General features: G+C 61.8%; 13 protein-coding genes. 7 read left to right on the top strand and 6 right to left on the bottom strand.

From position 1 onward, the window contains the following. Positions 1 to 414: 414 nt before the first annotated feature. Complete coding sequence (locus DES43_RS09120) at positions 415 to 1,074, top strand: outer membrane protein (protein WP_035026214.1); 660 nt, start codon at positions 415 to 417, stop codon at positions 1,072 to 1,074. 93 nt (positions 1,075 to 1,167) lie between these two features. Here the strand turns inward: DES43_RS09120 and DES43_RS09125 are convergent, their stop codons facing one another. From DES43_RS09125 to DES43_RS09150, 6 genes are all read right to left on the bottom strand, one after another. After that, the gene (locus DES43_RS09125; protein ID WP_035025975.1) at positions 1,168 to 1,764 is read right to left on the bottom strand and encodes a glutathione S-transferase; all 597 of its coding nucleotides are present in this window, start codon (positions 1,762 to 1,764) and stop codon (positions 1,168 to 1,170) included. A gap of 95 nt (positions 1,765 to 1,859) precedes the next feature. Beyond that, positions 1,860 to 2,306, bottom strand: a complete 447-nt coding sequence (locus tag DES43_RS09130; RefSeq protein WP_035025974.1) for a hypothetical protein — start codon at positions 2,304 to 2,306, stop codon at positions 1,860 to 1,862. A gap of 51 nt (positions 2,307 to 2,357) precedes the next feature. Continuing rightward, the gene (locus DES43_RS09135) at positions 2,358 to 3,218 is read right to left on the bottom strand and encodes a 23S rRNA (adenine(2030)-N(6))-methyltransferase RlmJ (protein WP_035025972.1); all 861 of its coding nucleotides are present in this window, start codon (positions 3,216 to 3,218) and stop codon (positions 2,358 to 2,360) included. Beyond that, positions 3,215 to 3,820, bottom strand: coding sequence for a hypothetical protein (locus DES43_RS09140; protein WP_035025970.1), 606 nt, complete (start codon positions 3,818 to 3,820; stop codon positions 3,215 to 3,217). The genes DES43_RS09135 and DES43_RS09140 overlap by 4 nt, the downstream gene beginning before the upstream one ends. A 46-nt stretch (positions 3,821 to 3,866) precedes the next feature. Next, on the bottom strand, positions 3,867 to 4,316 hold the full coding sequence (locus tag DES43_RS09145; protein ID WP_035025969.1) for a DNA polymerase III subunit chi: 450 nt from the start codon (positions 4,314 to 4,316) through the stop codon (positions 3,867 to 3,869). Between the two features lie 39 nt (positions 4,317 to 4,355). Beyond that, positions 4,356 to 5,864, bottom strand: a complete 1,509-nt coding sequence (locus DES43_RS09150; protein WP_035025968.1) for a leucyl aminopeptidase — start codon at positions 5,862 to 5,864, stop codon at positions 4,356 to 4,358. A gap of 320 nt (positions 5,865 to 6,184) precedes the next feature. Between DES43_RS09150 and lptF the strand changes: the two genes are divergently transcribed. The 6 genes from lptF (at position 6,185) to rsmA (ending at position 13,763) form a co-directional block, all read left to right on the top strand. Further along, on the top strand, positions 6,185 to 7,384 hold the full coding sequence (gene lptF / locus DES43_RS09155; RefSeq protein WP_035025967.1) for an LPS export ABC transporter permease LptF: 1,200 nt from the start codon (positions 6,185 to 6,187) through the stop codon (positions 7,382 to 7,384). After that, positions 7,381 to 8,469: an LPS export ABC transporter permease LptG gene (gene lptG, locus DES43_RS09160; protein ID WP_198027493.1), complete on the top strand. Its 1,089-nt coding sequence runs from the start codon at positions 7,381 to 7,383 to the stop codon at positions 8,467 to 8,469. The genes lptF and lptG overlap by 4 nt, the downstream gene beginning before the upstream one ends. Continuing rightward, positions 8,469 to 10,892: an LPS-assembly protein LptD gene (locus DES43_RS09165; protein ID WP_035025965.1), complete on the top strand. Its 2,424-nt coding sequence runs from the start codon at positions 8,469 to 8,471 to the stop codon at positions 10,890 to 10,892. The genes lptG and DES43_RS09165 overlap by 1 nt, the downstream gene beginning before the upstream one ends. 81 nt (positions 10,893 to 10,973) lie before the next feature. After that, positions 10,974 to 11,909: a peptidylprolyl isomerase gene (locus DES43_RS09170; protein ID WP_035025964.1), complete on the top strand. Its 936-nt coding sequence runs from the start codon at positions 10,974 to 10,976 to the stop codon at positions 11,907 to 11,909. A 1-nt stretch (position 11,910) separates the two neighbouring features. After that, positions 11,911 to 12,939, top strand: coding sequence for a 4-hydroxythreonine-4-phosphate dehydrogenase PdxA (gene pdxA, locus DES43_RS09175; RefSeq protein WP_035025963.1), 1,029 nt, complete (start codon positions 11,911 to 11,913; stop codon positions 12,937 to 12,939). Continuing rightward, positions 12,936 to 13,763 carry a 16S rRNA (adenine(1518)-N(6)/adenine(1519)-N(6))-dimethyltransferase RsmA gene (rsmA, locus tag DES43_RS09180; RefSeq protein WP_035025962.1) on the top strand — a complete coding sequence of 276 codons (828 nt, stop codon included), beginning with the start codon at positions 12,936 to 12,938 and terminating at the stop codon, positions 13,761 to 13,763. Before pdxA ends, rsmA begins: the two co-directional genes overlap by 4 nt. Positions 13,764 to 14,000: the final 237 nt, after the last annotated feature.

The raw sequence follows: 14,000 nt of genomic DNA on the forward strand, positions 1-14,000 counted from the left end.
CGATTCCCGTACTTCCGTTTACCCCGAGCGTGCCAGCCCGCCGGCCTGCCCGCAATCTCCGGACGGCCTTCAGACTCTGTTTGCGCCTGAGGCGGCATTGTGGCAAAAACGCTGGCGTTCTATCCGATTCACGGTTCACCGGAACCGTCGCATGGCCAATATAGGCGCGCCAACGCCTTGGACCAAGAGCGTTTAGCCGGACAGGCGGATCCTTCCTGACATCCCCTGTTGCGCGTTTGCAACGCCCCTTTTCCGCCTCATTCAGGCCGGGAAATCACCCCAATTCAGGTTCGCTTCCGCCGCATTTGCCGACGAGATTTCGGAACCGATGAGCGGCGGGATCGTTTTCCTCCCAAGGACTGCCTCGCCATCACGTCAGAAAAGCCAGTGTCTGTGGCTGAAGGAGTAATGACCATGACGACCAAACTCAAATTCGCAAGGCCCGCAGCGGCAGCGCTCGGTATTCTCGCCTTCGCCGCATCCGTCCCGGCATTCGCCGCCGACGTGGTGATGGAAGAGCCGCCGGCACCTGCCCCGATCGCCGAACTTCCCGTGGCTTCCTGGGCCGGTCCCTATGCCGGTGTTAACCTCGGCTACGGCTTCAGCGGCCGCGTGAAGGAGCCGGGCAACTCGATCAGCACCGATGGTTTCCTCGGCGGCGCCTTTGTCGGCTACAATCACCAGATGGACAACTTCGTCATCGGTGCCGAAGGCGACATCGGCTACAACGGCATCAAGGGCGACAACGCCGGTACGAAGGCAAAGGCTGGCGTCGAAGGTTCGCTGCGTGCCCGCCTCGGTTACGCGATCAGCCCCGACATTCTGCTCTACGGTACTGCCGGTGGCGCTGCCCAGAGCCTGAAGGTCACCGAAGGCGGCGTCAGCGACCGTAACACCATGCTCGGCTGGACTGCCGGTGTCGGCAGCGACATCAAGTTCACCGACAATGTCTTCGGCCGCGTCGAATATCGCTACACCGACTACGGCAAGGAAAGCTTCACCACCGGTGGCGGCACCCGCGATGTCGACTCGCGCGATCACCGCATCAACTTCGGCGTCGGTATGAAGTTCTGATCCTGACGCTGGATCATGCGAAAAAAGCCGGGGCACGCCCCGGCTTTTTTATGTCCTCAGCTCCCGACGAAGGCAGCCGACATCCGCCCTGTTTCAGGAGGGGATGCGGCTCTTCAGCTCCGGGAATTTCTCATCGAACCGCGAAGCCCACCGCGTAAGCCGCCCGCGGCCGCGTTCCCACTGCCCGGCAAAGCGCAGCGACAGATATCCCAGCATGGCCCGCACCGCGATCTGGCCTGCGGTGATCTTCTTCGGCAGTTTCGGCGGATTGTCGTTGAGATGATCGAGAGCGCGGACGATCTTGCGCCACTGGCCGTCGATCCAGTCCTGATGGATCTTTTCTTCGGGCCGCATGCGGCGCTCGTAGACGATGGCCAGAGCACAGTCGCAGATGCCGTCGGCAAGGGCTTCCAGCACTTCGGCTTCGGTGCGCCTGTCCGCATTGCGGGGAAACAGCGCATTTTTCGATTCACGGTTCAGATATTGGGTGATGGCCCGGCTGTCGAAGATCACGCGCCCGTCATCCAGCAACAGCGTTGGAATCTTGCCGAGCGGATTGGCGCCCACCAGTTCCGGAGGTTGCCCGGACGTATTGGTTACGACCGCTTCCAGATCGAATCCGGCATAGGCCGCCGACATGCGCACCTTGGCGCTGTAGGGTGACGCTGGCGCGTAAAGCAGCTTGGGCATTTCCTTTTTCCATCCTTGTAACGAAGCGCAGGAAGCTATCCCCTCCGGGCTTTGGACCCCGTGAGGGAGAAAAACGGCCAGAATGGCAAGCTTGTTTACTTCAGGACACGGCAGCTCGCGTTATAAACCAGCCAGCGGTCGAAACCGGACACGCAGAATTCGACATTGTCGCCTGCGATGGAGGCGTAGCCCTGCCCTTCTTCGATCAGATACCAGATATCGCGGTCATAGCCGTCCGAAAGCGTGACCTTCGCACCGCAATAGTGGCGCGCGATGGGCCACCTTTCGCTGGCAGGCTCGCTGCGGCGCAGGTGAATGCGGTGGAAATCCGATATGGCGACCTGCGGCAGATCGGGAACGTTGCGCACCTGATGCGCAAACTTGCTGGTGATCCGGTTCAGAACCGATGCAGTGTTGCAGACGGTGGACCGGCTTTCCTCTGCATAGGAGGAAAGATCGGCGGCCTGTACCGCCGGCTGCATGAGCAGCGGGGCGCAGATACCGGCAATGGCAAGAAGAGCGGACGTGGCGGCGCGGATCATTTCAGCCTCATAAGGTGATTTGCGGCACTGTGAGGATTTCGCGCGGCGCGGTCAAGCGTCTCGATTTTCTCCGGCAAGCCAGTTCAATGACCATTTCGATCCGGGCTCCAGTTCGAGCAGCCGGTGGAGTTCCGGAAAAACGACGTTCAGCTCCTGTTCGAGCGTAAACGGCGGATTGACCACCACCATTCCGCTGCCGTCCAGCCGGGGCAGCGGTCCATCCGGCCGGATCTCGAAGGCGATATCCAGTATGCGCGGGATACCGGCGTCGGCCAGCGATTTCCGGAACCCGGCGACGGCCTTGCGGTCCTTGATCGGATACCACAGAGCATAGGTGCCGCCCGGCCAGCGGCGATGCGCCCGCTCAAGACCTTCCGTCAGGCGCCGGAATTCCCCGCCCTCCTCGAAGGGGGGATCGACGAGCACCAGGCCACGCTTTTCCCTGGGCGGAAGATGGGCGCCGAGCGCCAGCCAGCCGTCGAGCTCGATCACGCGGGTCTGGATGTCTTGCGCGAAGCAGGCCCTGAGACGAATCGCATCCTGCGGATGCAGTTCGATTGCGGTCAGCCTGTCCTGCCTGCGCAGAAGGTGGCGCACGATCATCGGCGAGCCCGGATAGTGCGCAATCCCGGCGCCGGCATTCACGGCGCGCACGGCATCGAGATAGGGCGACAGGAGTTCCCCCGCCTGTGGACTCAATTGCGCATCCGCAACGCGGCCAATGCCATCGAGCCATTCTCCCGTTTTTCCCGCCTCCTCCGAGGCCAGATCGTAGAGGCCGATGCCCGCATGCGTATCGATCACGCGGAACGGCTTTTCCTTGCGCTTGAGGTACTCGACGATGCGGGCCAGAACGACATGCTTGACCACATCGGCGAAATTGCCCGCATGATAGGCGTGGCGGTAATTCATTCCCCATTGCCCCTGCCCCAGCGCGGTGGCCGGGCTTCCGGACTGTCGGGTCGTCTGGCCCGGCGCCGGAACGCCAGCACCAGCCCGGCGATGCCTATCCCCATCAGGGACAGGCCAGCCGGCTGCATTCTCGGATCGACGGTCCCGGCATCGCGCCTCAGCACGAGTTCGACACCCTTGATATCGGCATCCACCAGATTGCCGCGTTGCAGATCGAACCTGTAGGTTCCCGCCCCCATCGTTTCGATGAGACCGCCATCCGCCCTGAATACGCGCTCGGTAATTTGCGGGCTTTTTTGCCGGCGCATGGGGTCGGCCGGAAACTTCAGCACGTTCCGAAACACGGTCTGGCCGTCACGGGTGGCGGCTATGCCAAGCTCCGCGCGGCCGCTCTGAACGGCATGGGGACGCCATATGGTCAGATCGACCAGCACCCGCACCGGTGCATCGGAGGATTTCAGCCGCACCTGAGCCGGCACGAAGCGGCCCTGCTCATAGACATTCCACGTTCCGATTTCCGAACCTGAAAAATTTGCGACAGCCCATGGATAAAGTCCAAGGGCAGCTCCGGCCAGGAGAACGAGCAGAAAAAGCAGGCGCACCTTCAGGCCCTCTCATCCGCCTGACACGATATGGAAAACGCGAAGCTCATGCCTTGCGCTCCCAGCGGCGGTCCGGCGTCTGCTGCCAATAGGTCACCTCATGGCCAGCCGCCTTCATCGTCTTCCAGTGGCTGCGGGCGGATTCGAGCTGGGCGGCATCGTGTCCGTCGAACAGGAATACCGCCCGCTCATAGGGTGAAAGATCGGGGGGCTGCGCCCCATCGACCAGAAACCGGATCCGGGCTCCGTTCGCATTGTCCGCGCCAACCGTGAGCAAAACCGGTTGCTCGGCCGGGAAAGCCTCCCGATCCGTGCCATGGGCAAGGAACGAGTCGTCGCGAAAGGTCCACAGATGCTGATCGAGGGCATCGCGGCGATCTTCCGAACCGGTCTGCACCACCACCCGCCAGCCGCGCTGCAGGCTGCGCTCCAGCAAGCCGGGAAGCGCATCCTCCAGCGTTGTTTCGGTCAGGTGATAGAACAGTATCTCTGTCATTTTCCTGCGGCCGGCCTCCGCATCCGGTTGTGAAGCCTGCTACTTCTCATAATGATCTCGCACAAGGCGGTCGAGCAGCCGAACGCCGAAACCCGTACCCCAAGAATGGCTGACCTCATTCGACGGAGCGCCCATTGCGGTGCCGGCGATGTCGAGATGCGCCCAGGGCGTGTCGTCCTTGATGAAGCGTTGCAGGAACTGCGCGGCGGCGATGGCCCCGCCGTAGCGTCCACCGGTGTTCTTCATATCCGCATTTCTGGATTCGATCAGCTTCTCGTATTCCGGTCCCAGCGGCATGCGCCAGAGCCGCTCCTGCGTTGCGAGGCCGGCCTGCGTCAAACGGCTTGCCAGATCGTCGTCGTTCGCAAACAGGCCCGCGTGATGCTGGCCCAGCGCGACCATGATGGCGCCGGTCAGCGTCGCCAGATCGATCACGGCAGCGGGCTGGAAGCGCTCGCAGCAATACCACAGCGCATCCGCCAGAACGAGGCGGCCTTCCGCATCGGTATTCAGCACCTCGATGGTCTGGCCCGACATGGAGGTCACGATGTCGCCGGGCCGCTGCGCATTGCCGTCGACGGAATTCTCCACGAGCCCGACGATCCCGACCACGTTGGCCTTCGCCTTGCGGGACGCCAGCGCATGCATGAGCCCGGTGACGGCCGCCGCTCCCCCCATGTCGCCCTTCATGTCCTCCATGCCGGACGGCGACTTCATCGAATTTCCGCCGGTATCGAAGGTCACCCCCTTGCCGACGACCGCCAGCGGCTTCCCGCCCTTGCGGCCGCCCTCCCAGCGCATGACAGCCAGACGCGCACCGCGCGGCGAGCCTTGCGCCACGCCAAGCAGCGCGCCCATGCCGGCCTTCTTCATTTCCTTTTCCGTCAGAATCTCGACCTGGACGCCAAGCGGCTCCAGTTCCCTGATGCGCGCGGCGAATTCGACAGGGCCCAGTATGTTGGCGGGTTCGTTGACGAGGTCGCGCGCCAGAAAGACGCCGTCGACAACGGATTTCAGGCTGGCGAACGCCTTCTTCGCCCCGGCGGGGTTCGCACACATGACCGTGATGCGGCCGGGCTTCGAACGGGCGCCGCTCTTGTCGTCGCCATTGTCCGGCTTGCGGGTCTTGTATTTGTCGAAAGCATAGGCGCGCAGCAAAATTCCGGCAGCGACATTTGCGGCACAAACCGGGTCCGCAGCCGCATCGCCGGGCAGATCGAGCACCACGCTCGCATTATTCGCCTTCGCAGCGGAAGCGCCGATCACACCCCCCAGCCGCAGCCAGGCATGCTCGTCCAGTTCGGCGATCTTGCCGGCGCCGACCGCAATCAGCTTGTCCACTCCGCTGCCTTCAGGCGCAATAACTTCCAGCGTGGCCCCGAATTTGCCCGAAAAGTCGGCGATCCCGAATGCGCGCTCAAGAACGCCAGCCGGATCGAGGCTGGCAACAGCCGGCCCGGCACCGTCCTTTTCGGCCGACAGGAGATAGGCAGTGCCCTTTGCAGGTACGGAAAACCTGGCGAAGCTTATTGAGGATATCGATGTCATCAAACTGGGCTTTCGGTTCGGTGGAAGATGGCGGGAGCCGGTCGTTTTACGCGCACTGGCAGGGTATGGTGACAACCGTGGATAGCAGATTGCGCGATTCGGCTGTCTGGCATCGGCTGCATTCTACCGTCATTATTGGTGAAACCAGTTGTTAACCATGGTCCTTCGCGCTTTTTTATCCATTGGGAACCACATTGCGCCTGTGGGAAGCGCGGTCCGTTCCGGGGTGTCGGATCGCGCCGTTGGTGCGGGCGGCACCGGGGCCGTTATTCCTCCAGCCGAGGCACGATGCCAGTTGAACCGCTCGAGATACCGCCTGCATGAAGGTCATTGAACGCTACATAATGCGTCGCATGCTGCTGCTGTTTCTGGCAGCGCTCGCATGGACGCTGGCGATCGTATGGACGACGCAGGTTCTCGCGCGCATCGATCTTGTCACCGATGGCGGGCAATCGGCGTTGACCTTCTTCGAAGTCGCAGCCCTCATCATACCGACCGTCATACCGATTGTCGTTCCCTTCGCCGTCGCGGGCGCGGTCGCCCAGACGCTTTCGGGGATGAACGCCGATTCCGAGCTGGTTGTCATCAACGCCGCCGGCGCATCGAGAATGACCGTCGCCAAACCGGTTCTGATCCTGGCGGTCGCGGCCGCCATACTCTGCCTGCTGGTCCAGAATTTCGTCGAGCCCTATGCACGTCAGCGCAATCGCGAGCTTATCGCAAACGCACGCGCGGACTTCCTTTCGCTGATCATCCAGGAAGGCACGTTCCGGAAGATCGAGGACGGCCTGTTCGTCCAGATTGGCGAACGCCTGCCCGGCAACCAGCTGGCCGGCCTCTTCGTCGCCGACAGCAGGGAAGAAGGCGTCGACCTCATCTACTACGCCAAAACCGGTACGGTGGTGGATCTTGCCAATGCCAAGGCCCTGCTGATGAACGACGGCGTCATTCAGCGAAAGGCCGCTGGCGGCGACATATCGATCGTCCATTTCACGTCCTACGCCTTCGACCTGTCGGCATTCGAACCGGAGGCCGGTGCGGCAACCCTCATGCCCAAGGACCGGACCACGGCCTACCTTTTCAATCCCGACCGCAATGACAGGTACTACAAGAGATCGCCCAACGCATTTCGCAACGAACTGCACAAGCGCTTTTCCGAGTGGCTTTACCCGATCGCGTTCGCCCTGATCGCTCTTGCTGTCGCAGGCGATGCGAAGTCGCATCGTGAAGCGCGCATTCATCCTCTGGTAACCACGATCTGCATTGCGCTGTTCGTGCGCTGGGCAGGCTATTTCGCCGAGGGACAAGGCAGGAACCAGCCGCTTGCGAACTATGCGCTCTATGCCGTGCCCATCGGCATGGCGCTCATATCGGTGTGGTGCATCACGACGCAGCGCGCAATGGAACTGCCCATCGGATGGGTGGACAGGATCACCGCGCTGTTCGCGCGCGCGTCGCGCTTCGCCGCGGATATCAGGCTGCGCCTTGCCAATGCGCGTGCAGGCGGAGGATCCGCCTGATGGGCTGGACGCTCGGACGCTATTTCTTCCTTCGATACGCAACCATTGCGGCATGGTTCTTTGCCGGCATCTTTGCGCTGGTCTTTCTTATCGATTTCACGGAACTCACCAGCCGCATCTCCCGCATACCGGGTTTCACCTACTGGATCGCAGCCACCATCTCGGCGCTGCGGGTTCCCATGCTGGTGCTGCAAACGGTGCCGTTCGTCGGGCTTTTCGCGGCGATGGCCACGCTCATATCCCTCAACCGCAAATACGAGCTGGTGGTGGCGCGGGCCGCCGGCATCTCGGCCTGGCAGTTCCTGCTGCCAGTTTGCCTCGGCGCCTTCGTTTTCGGCGTTCTTGCCGTTGCGGTTCTGAATCCGCTGGCGGCCAGCGGACTTGTCCGCTCACAGAACATCGAAGACGTGCTGCGCTCCGGCAAATCCAATCAGGTCGGGAGCGACACCGTACCGTGGCTGCGGCAGAAAACCCCTTCCGGCGACACCATCATCGGCGCACGGGCAATCCTTTCGCAGGGGCTGGAGATGTCGGATGCCACCTTCTTCATGCTGGACCGCGACGGCGACATATTCGAACGCAAGGATGCGCGCCGCGTGTTCCTGCGCGACGGATACTGGGAGTTGCAGGATGTGACCGTGCGCCCCTCCGACGGGCCCGGCGAAAAAAGGACTGCCGATCGGGTACCCACCGACCTGAAGCCGGAGTTCGTCCAGGAAAGGCTCGCGCAGCCCGAAACCATTCCGTTCTATGAACTGCCACGGAAGATCGAGGTTGCCCGCTCGTTCGGCCTTGGTGCAAATGCCTTTGCAATGCAGTTCGATTCGCTGATCGCCCTGCCCTTCCTGCTGGTCGCCATGACTCTGATAGCGGCCACGGTGTCGATGCGCTTTGCGCGCATGGGGCAGTCGGCGACAATGATTCTGGGTGGCGTTGTGGCCGGGTTTCTGCTTTATGTCGTCTCGGTTCTCGTCAAGGCGTTCGGCGTGGCAGGTCTGGTGCCGACAATTGTGGCGGCATGGTTTCCGGTTGTCGTTGCCATGTTTTTCGGGGTAACGTTCCTTTTGTATAAGGAAGATGGCTAGTGAGGGGGGCGGTTTTGCAAAACGGTCGGTTCAGCCGATTGTCGCTCCTTTGCGGCGTCAGCGGCCTTGCATGCCTTCTGGCATGCGGCTTTGCGGCCACGCCGGCCATCGCGCAGGATGTGCAGGACCTGGCCCAGCGGGTGCCCTCCGACGCACAGATGCTGCTTGAATCGGACACGCTCGTCTATGACAACGATTCGCAGACGGTTACGGCCGTCGGCGGCGTGCAGATCGACTATGCCGGCAACAGGCTGGTTGCCGAGCGCGTGGAGTACGACCGCAACACGCAGCGCCTTGTGGCGAGCGGCAAGGTCGAGATTATCCACAGCGACGGCACCAAGGTAAGCTCCGAGCACATCGACATCACCGACGACTTCGCGGACGGCTTCGTCAATGCGCTGCGCGTCGAGACTGTGGACAAGACCTATTTCGCGGCGGAAAGCGCCGAACGCATGGGCGGCGTGCTCACCACATTCCACAATGGCGTCTACACGGCCTGCGAACCCTGCGAGGACAAGCCGGACAAGCCCGCCATCTGGCGCATCAAATCGCAGAAGATCATCTGGAACAGCCAGAAGAAGACGGTCCGCTTCCAGAACTCGAACTTCGAGTTCTTCGGCCTGCCGATCGCCTACCTTCCGGTGTTCGAGATCGCCGACCCCACGGTGAAGCGCAAGAGCGGCTTCCTGTTCCCGTCGATCTCCTACAAATCCGAACTCGGCGCCGGCGCCGGCATTCCCTACTATTTCGCCCTGTCTCCCACATACGACCTGACGGTGAAGGGCAACTACTATTCCAAGCAGGGCTTCCTCGGCGAGGCGGAGTGGCGCCAGCGCTTCAACACCGGCGAGTACAGCGTGAAGATCGCCGGCATCCGCCAACAGGACCCGGAAGCCTTCAAGGCCGGAACGGAAAACCGGGGCGACAACAGCGACAACAAATTCCGCGGCATGATGGGCACGAAAGGCCAGTTCGCGATCAATTCGCGCTGGGATTTCGGCTGGAACGTCCTGCTGCAGACCGACAAGAATTTCTCCCGGACCTACGGCATCGACGGTTATGGCGATTATGCTCACCGGTCGGAAGTCTACCTGACCGGCCTCAACGGCCGGAACCACTTCGACCTGCGCGGCATGAAGTTCCAGATTCAGGAAGACATTCTTGATATTGATGAAAGCACAAGACAAGAAAACTTGCGGGCGCGCAACAGAGCGCAGCCATGGGTTTTACCGTCATTTGACTATGCATACATTCCTGATGCTTCGCTTGCAGGCGGCCAGCTTTCACTCAATGTGAACGCGCGTGCGATTAGCCGCGACCGTATCGATCGAGCCTTTGAAGTAGCATATGACGACACAACACCGGTTCAGCGCGTCCGGGGCATCGAGGGCGACAGCGGTCGCCTGACCGCGGAGGCGGAATGGAAGCGCTCTTTCGTCACCGATGGCGGCATGGTGTTCACGCCGCTGCTGGCTTTCCAGGCTGACGGCAGCTATCTCAATGCATCGTCGGCCTCGCTGGACGCCATAGACAAAATGGCCATGAACAACGGCACCACCGCCGATATGCGCTCGTCCTTCCTCCGGTCGATGGCGACGCTGGGTCTTGAATGGCGCTGGCCGATCCTGTTCTCCGCAACCGGCTCCTCCCACGTGCTGGAGCCGATGGCGCAGCTTTTCGTCCGGCCGAACGAGGATTATGTCGGCGGTCTTTCGGTTCCCAATGAGGACGCGCAGAGCTTCGTCTTCGACGCCTCGACCCTGTTCGAGCGTGACAAGTTCTCCGGCTACGACCGTATCGAGGGCGGCACGCGCGCCAATGTCGGGTTCCGCTATGTCGCCAGCGTCAACAATGGCTGGACTGCGAACGCGATGTTCGGCCAGTCCTATCATCTGGGCGGCGAGAATTCGTTCGCCGCGCCCGACCTCGTCAATGTAGGCGCCAATTCCGGCCTCGAATCCGATCGCTCCGACTATGTCGGTCTGGCCGGATTCAGCAGCCCGAACGGCATTTCGGCATCGCTCAGCGGCCGCTTCGACGAACAGACCTTCGAGGTCCGCCGCTCGGAAGCGAAGCTCGGCTATACAGGCGGTCCCGTTTCCCTGTCGGCCCGTTATGCCTTCATCCAGTCCCAGCCGGACTATGGCTTCACTGAGGATCGTCACGAAGTCTCGCTCGGCGCTTCGACGCAGTTCGCCGAAAACTGGCGCGTTTTCGGTTCCGGAACCTACGATCTGGAGAAGAATGTGCTGGTCAAGAACGGCATCGGCTTCGGTTATGCCGACGAGTGCTTCACATACCTGATGACGTATTCCCAGTCCCGGAATCGTGAAGACAAGGATGTATCCCAGACCATCGGGTTCAATATCACCTTCCGGACACTCGGCGATTTCGGGTCTTCCACCGGCAACATCGTCCAGTAAACTGGCGCCCGACACGGTTTTGCCGCATAAAGCGGGCAGAAGTCCGATTCAATTTGTGCTTTGACGTGAACTGAAAGCTGGATGCCTGGAATGCGGAAATACTTCCTGTCTGCAAGCCTTGCCCTTTTCGTCGGTACGACGGCGATCGGGGCGACAGCCATGACCGCGCCTGTACAGGCCAGCGAGATCAGGTACATCGTCAACAACATGCCGATCACCTCGGCTGATATTCAGCATCGCAACGCCTTCTTCCGCCTTCAGCGGCGCAAGGGCGACGCGGCGAACGAAATGATCGAGCAGACCTTGCGCCTGGCCGAAGCCCAGAGGCTGGGCATCCGCATCAGCGACAAGCAGGTCAACGATGCCTATGCGCGTTTCGCCACCGGCAACAAGATGCAGGTAGCGCAGCTTGATGCGATCATGTCCCAATCCGGCGTGACAAGGCAGCATTTCAAGGAGTTCATTCGTTCGCAGCTTGCGTGGAACCAGGCACTGGGCGCGCGCTATCGCGCCGAGCAATCGGGAGCCGGCCTGAGCAGTCAGCAGGAAGCCGTGCGCAACATGCTCAAGAAGGGCGGCACCAAGCCATCCGCCACCGAATATATGCTTCAGCAGGTGATTTTCGTGATCCCGCCCGCCGAGCGCAAGTCTACGCTCGCCAAGCGCAAGCGCGAGGCTGAATCGCTGCGCGCCCGCTTCAACGGCTGCGCCAACACCCAGCAATTCGCCAAGGGTCTCCTGGACGTGACCGTTCGCGATCTGGGCCGCATTCTTGCGCCCCAATTGCCGCCGGAATGGGCCGATCAGGTCAAGAAAACCAGGGCTGGCGGCGCAACCGGAGTGCGGGAGACCGAGCGCGGCGTGGAATTCATCGGCGTGTGCAGCGCGCGCGAGGTGTCCGACGACCGGGTGGCCGAACTGGTCCTTCAAAATGAGAACGCCAATGCCGGTGCGGACGAACTCGGCAAGAAATACATGGATGAGTTGAAAAAGAAGGCCAAGATCATTCAGCGCTGACATGCACAGCACACGCGCTCCGCTTGCCGTAAGCATCGGCGACCCCTCCGGTATCGGGCCGGAAATCGCCATTGCCGCGTGGCTGCGACGGTTCGATGCGGATATTCCGCCCTTCTACCTGATTGCAGACCCCGCGCTGGTTGCCGCACGGGCCAGACAGCTCGGCAAGGATATTTCCCTTGCCGAAGTGAACCCGGTGCAGGTGCCGGACAGCTTTTTTCGTTCCTTGCCCATTGCCCCGCTTGAACACCGCTTCGTCGACAGTCCCGGCCGGCCGGACAAGGCCAACGCCTCCGGCATCGTCGCGGCCATCGACCGCGCCGTCGCGGACTGCTTTTCCGGCAGCGCCGCCGCGATTGTCACCTGCCCCATCGCCAAGAAACCGCTTTACGATGCCGGCTTCCGTTTTCCGGGGCACACCGAATACCTGGCTCATCTGGCCACGCAACACACCGGAAATCCGGTTATGCCGGTCATGATGCTGGCCGGCCCGGAGTTGCGGACGGTGCCCGTGACGATCCACATCGCCCTCTCGGACGTGCCGAAAACCCTGACAACCGATCTCATCGTGGAAACTGCGCGCATCACAGACAGGGATATGCGCGAACGCTTCGGCATGGCCAGACCGCGGCTCGCGATTTCGGGGCTCAACCCGCATGCGGGTGAGGACGGCGCCATGGGTACGGAAGACCGGGATGTCGTTGCGCCCGCCATATCCGCCTTGCAGGCGGAAGGCATCGATGCTTTCGGACCGCTGCCGGCCGACACCATGTTCCACGCCAGCGCCCGCGCCCGCTATGACGTTGCGCTGTGCATGTATCACGATCAGGCCCTGATCCCGGCCAAGGCTCTGGCTTTCGAAGAAGCCGTGAATGTCACGCTCGGCCTGCCCTTTGTCCGCACCTCGCCGGATCATGGCACCGCATTCGACATTGCCGGAAAGGGTGTGGCAAGCCCGGACAGTCTCATTGCTGCCCTCAAACTGGCCGGCAAGCTGGCCGCGACAGGCAAATCCGCGGAGGCCGCGTGAGCTTCGACGGACTGCCTCCGTTGCGCGAGGTGATCGACAGGCATGAATTGCGGGCAAAGAAGGCGCTCGGGCAGAATTTCCTGCTCGACCTCAACCTGACCGGCAAGATAGCCCGCACCGCCGGCGACCTGACCCGGGCGACCGTGATCGAGGTCGGCCCCGGACCGGGAGGGCTGACGCGCGCCCTGCTCGCCCATGGCGCAAGAAAGATCGTTGCCATCGAGAAGGACGAGCGCTGCCTTGCAGCGTTGGAGGAGATTTCGCAGCACTATCCCGGCCGGCTGGAAGTCTTGCCGGGCGACGCGCTGAAGACGGATTTCCCGCGGCTCGCTGTTCCCGGCGAACCGGTCAGGATCGTGGCCAACCTGCCCTATAATGTGGGAACCGAACTGCTGGTGCGCTGGCTCACCGAGAAGGAGTGGCCGCCCTTCTACCAGTCCATGACGCTGATGTTCCAGCGTGAGGTGGCGCAGCGCATCGTGGCGGAACCCGGCAGCGGTGCCTATGGGCGCCTCGGTGTGCTTGCCGGCTGGCGCACGAACGCCCGCATCGCTTTCGACGTGCCGCCACAGGCTTTCACCCCGCCGCCCAAGGTTACGTCATCCGTCGTGCATCTGGTGCCGCGTGCCGAGCCGCTGGCCGCCGATGTGGGCAAGCTTGGAAAGATCACCGAGGCCGCCTTCGGCCAGCGCCGCAAGATGCTGCGCCAGAGCCTGAAGGGATTGGGCGGTGAAACCCTGCTCGAAAAGGTGGGCATCGACCCGACCCGGCGCGCGGAAACGTTAAGCATCGAAGAGTTCGTTCGCCTCGCAAACGAGGCTTGAGCACCTTAAGGCATGTCGCCCGAACGTGGGGACCGGTTTCGGGCGACATGCAAAAAAAAACCAGAACCTGAAAGCGTAGGAAGCGAATCTGAAAGATCGCGACACGCTTTAGATTGCCCTCTAAGCGTCCCTACGGACGCACTAGGCACGAAACCCAATCAGGATGTTGATTGGTTTAAGCTTTCATGATTCAAGCTGGAAAACGCTGGAGTTTGGATCATGGCAGGAGAGTTCTGG

The sequence above is a fragment of the Aquamicrobium defluvii genome, assembly GCF_004363725.1.
Taxonomy (GTDB): Bacteria; Pseudomonadota; Alphaproteobacteria; order Rhizobiales; family Rhizobiaceae; genus Mesorhizobium; species Mesorhizobium defluvii.

Coding starts and splice junctions, on each gene's coding strand:
- DES43_RS09120 (WP_035026214.1), top strand. CDS start 415: ATGACGACCAAACTCAAATTCGCAAGGCCCGCAGCGGCAGCGCTCGGT.
- DES43_RS09125 (WP_035025975.1), bottom strand. CDS start 1,764: ATGCCCAAGCTGCTTTACGCGCCAGCGTCACCCTACAGCGCCAAGGTG.
- DES43_RS09130 (WP_035025974.1), bottom strand. CDS start 2,306: ATGATCCGCGCCGCCACGTCCGCTCTTCTTGCCATTGCCGGTATCTGC.
- DES43_RS09135 (WP_035025972.1), bottom strand. CDS start 3,218: ATGAATTACCGCCACGCCTATCATGCGGGCAATTTCGCCGATGTGGTC.
- DES43_RS09145 (WP_035025969.1), bottom strand. CDS start 4,316: ATGACAGAGATACTGTTCTATCACCTGACCGAAACAACGCTGGAGGAT.
- DES43_RS09150 (WP_035025968.1), bottom strand. CDS start 5,864: ATGACATCGATATCCTCAATAAGCTTCGCCAGGTTTTCCGTACCTGCA.
- lptF (WP_035025967.1), top strand. CDS start 6,185: ATGAAGGTCATTGAACGCTACATAATGCGTCGCATGCTGCTGCTGTTT.
- DES43_RS09170 (WP_035025964.1), top strand. CDS start 10,974: ATGCCTGGAATGCGGAAATACTTCCTGTCTGCAAGCCTTGCCCTTTTC.
- pdxA (WP_035025963.1), top strand. CDS start 11,911: ATGCACAGCACACGCGCTCCGCTTGCCGTAAGCATCGGCGACCCCTCC.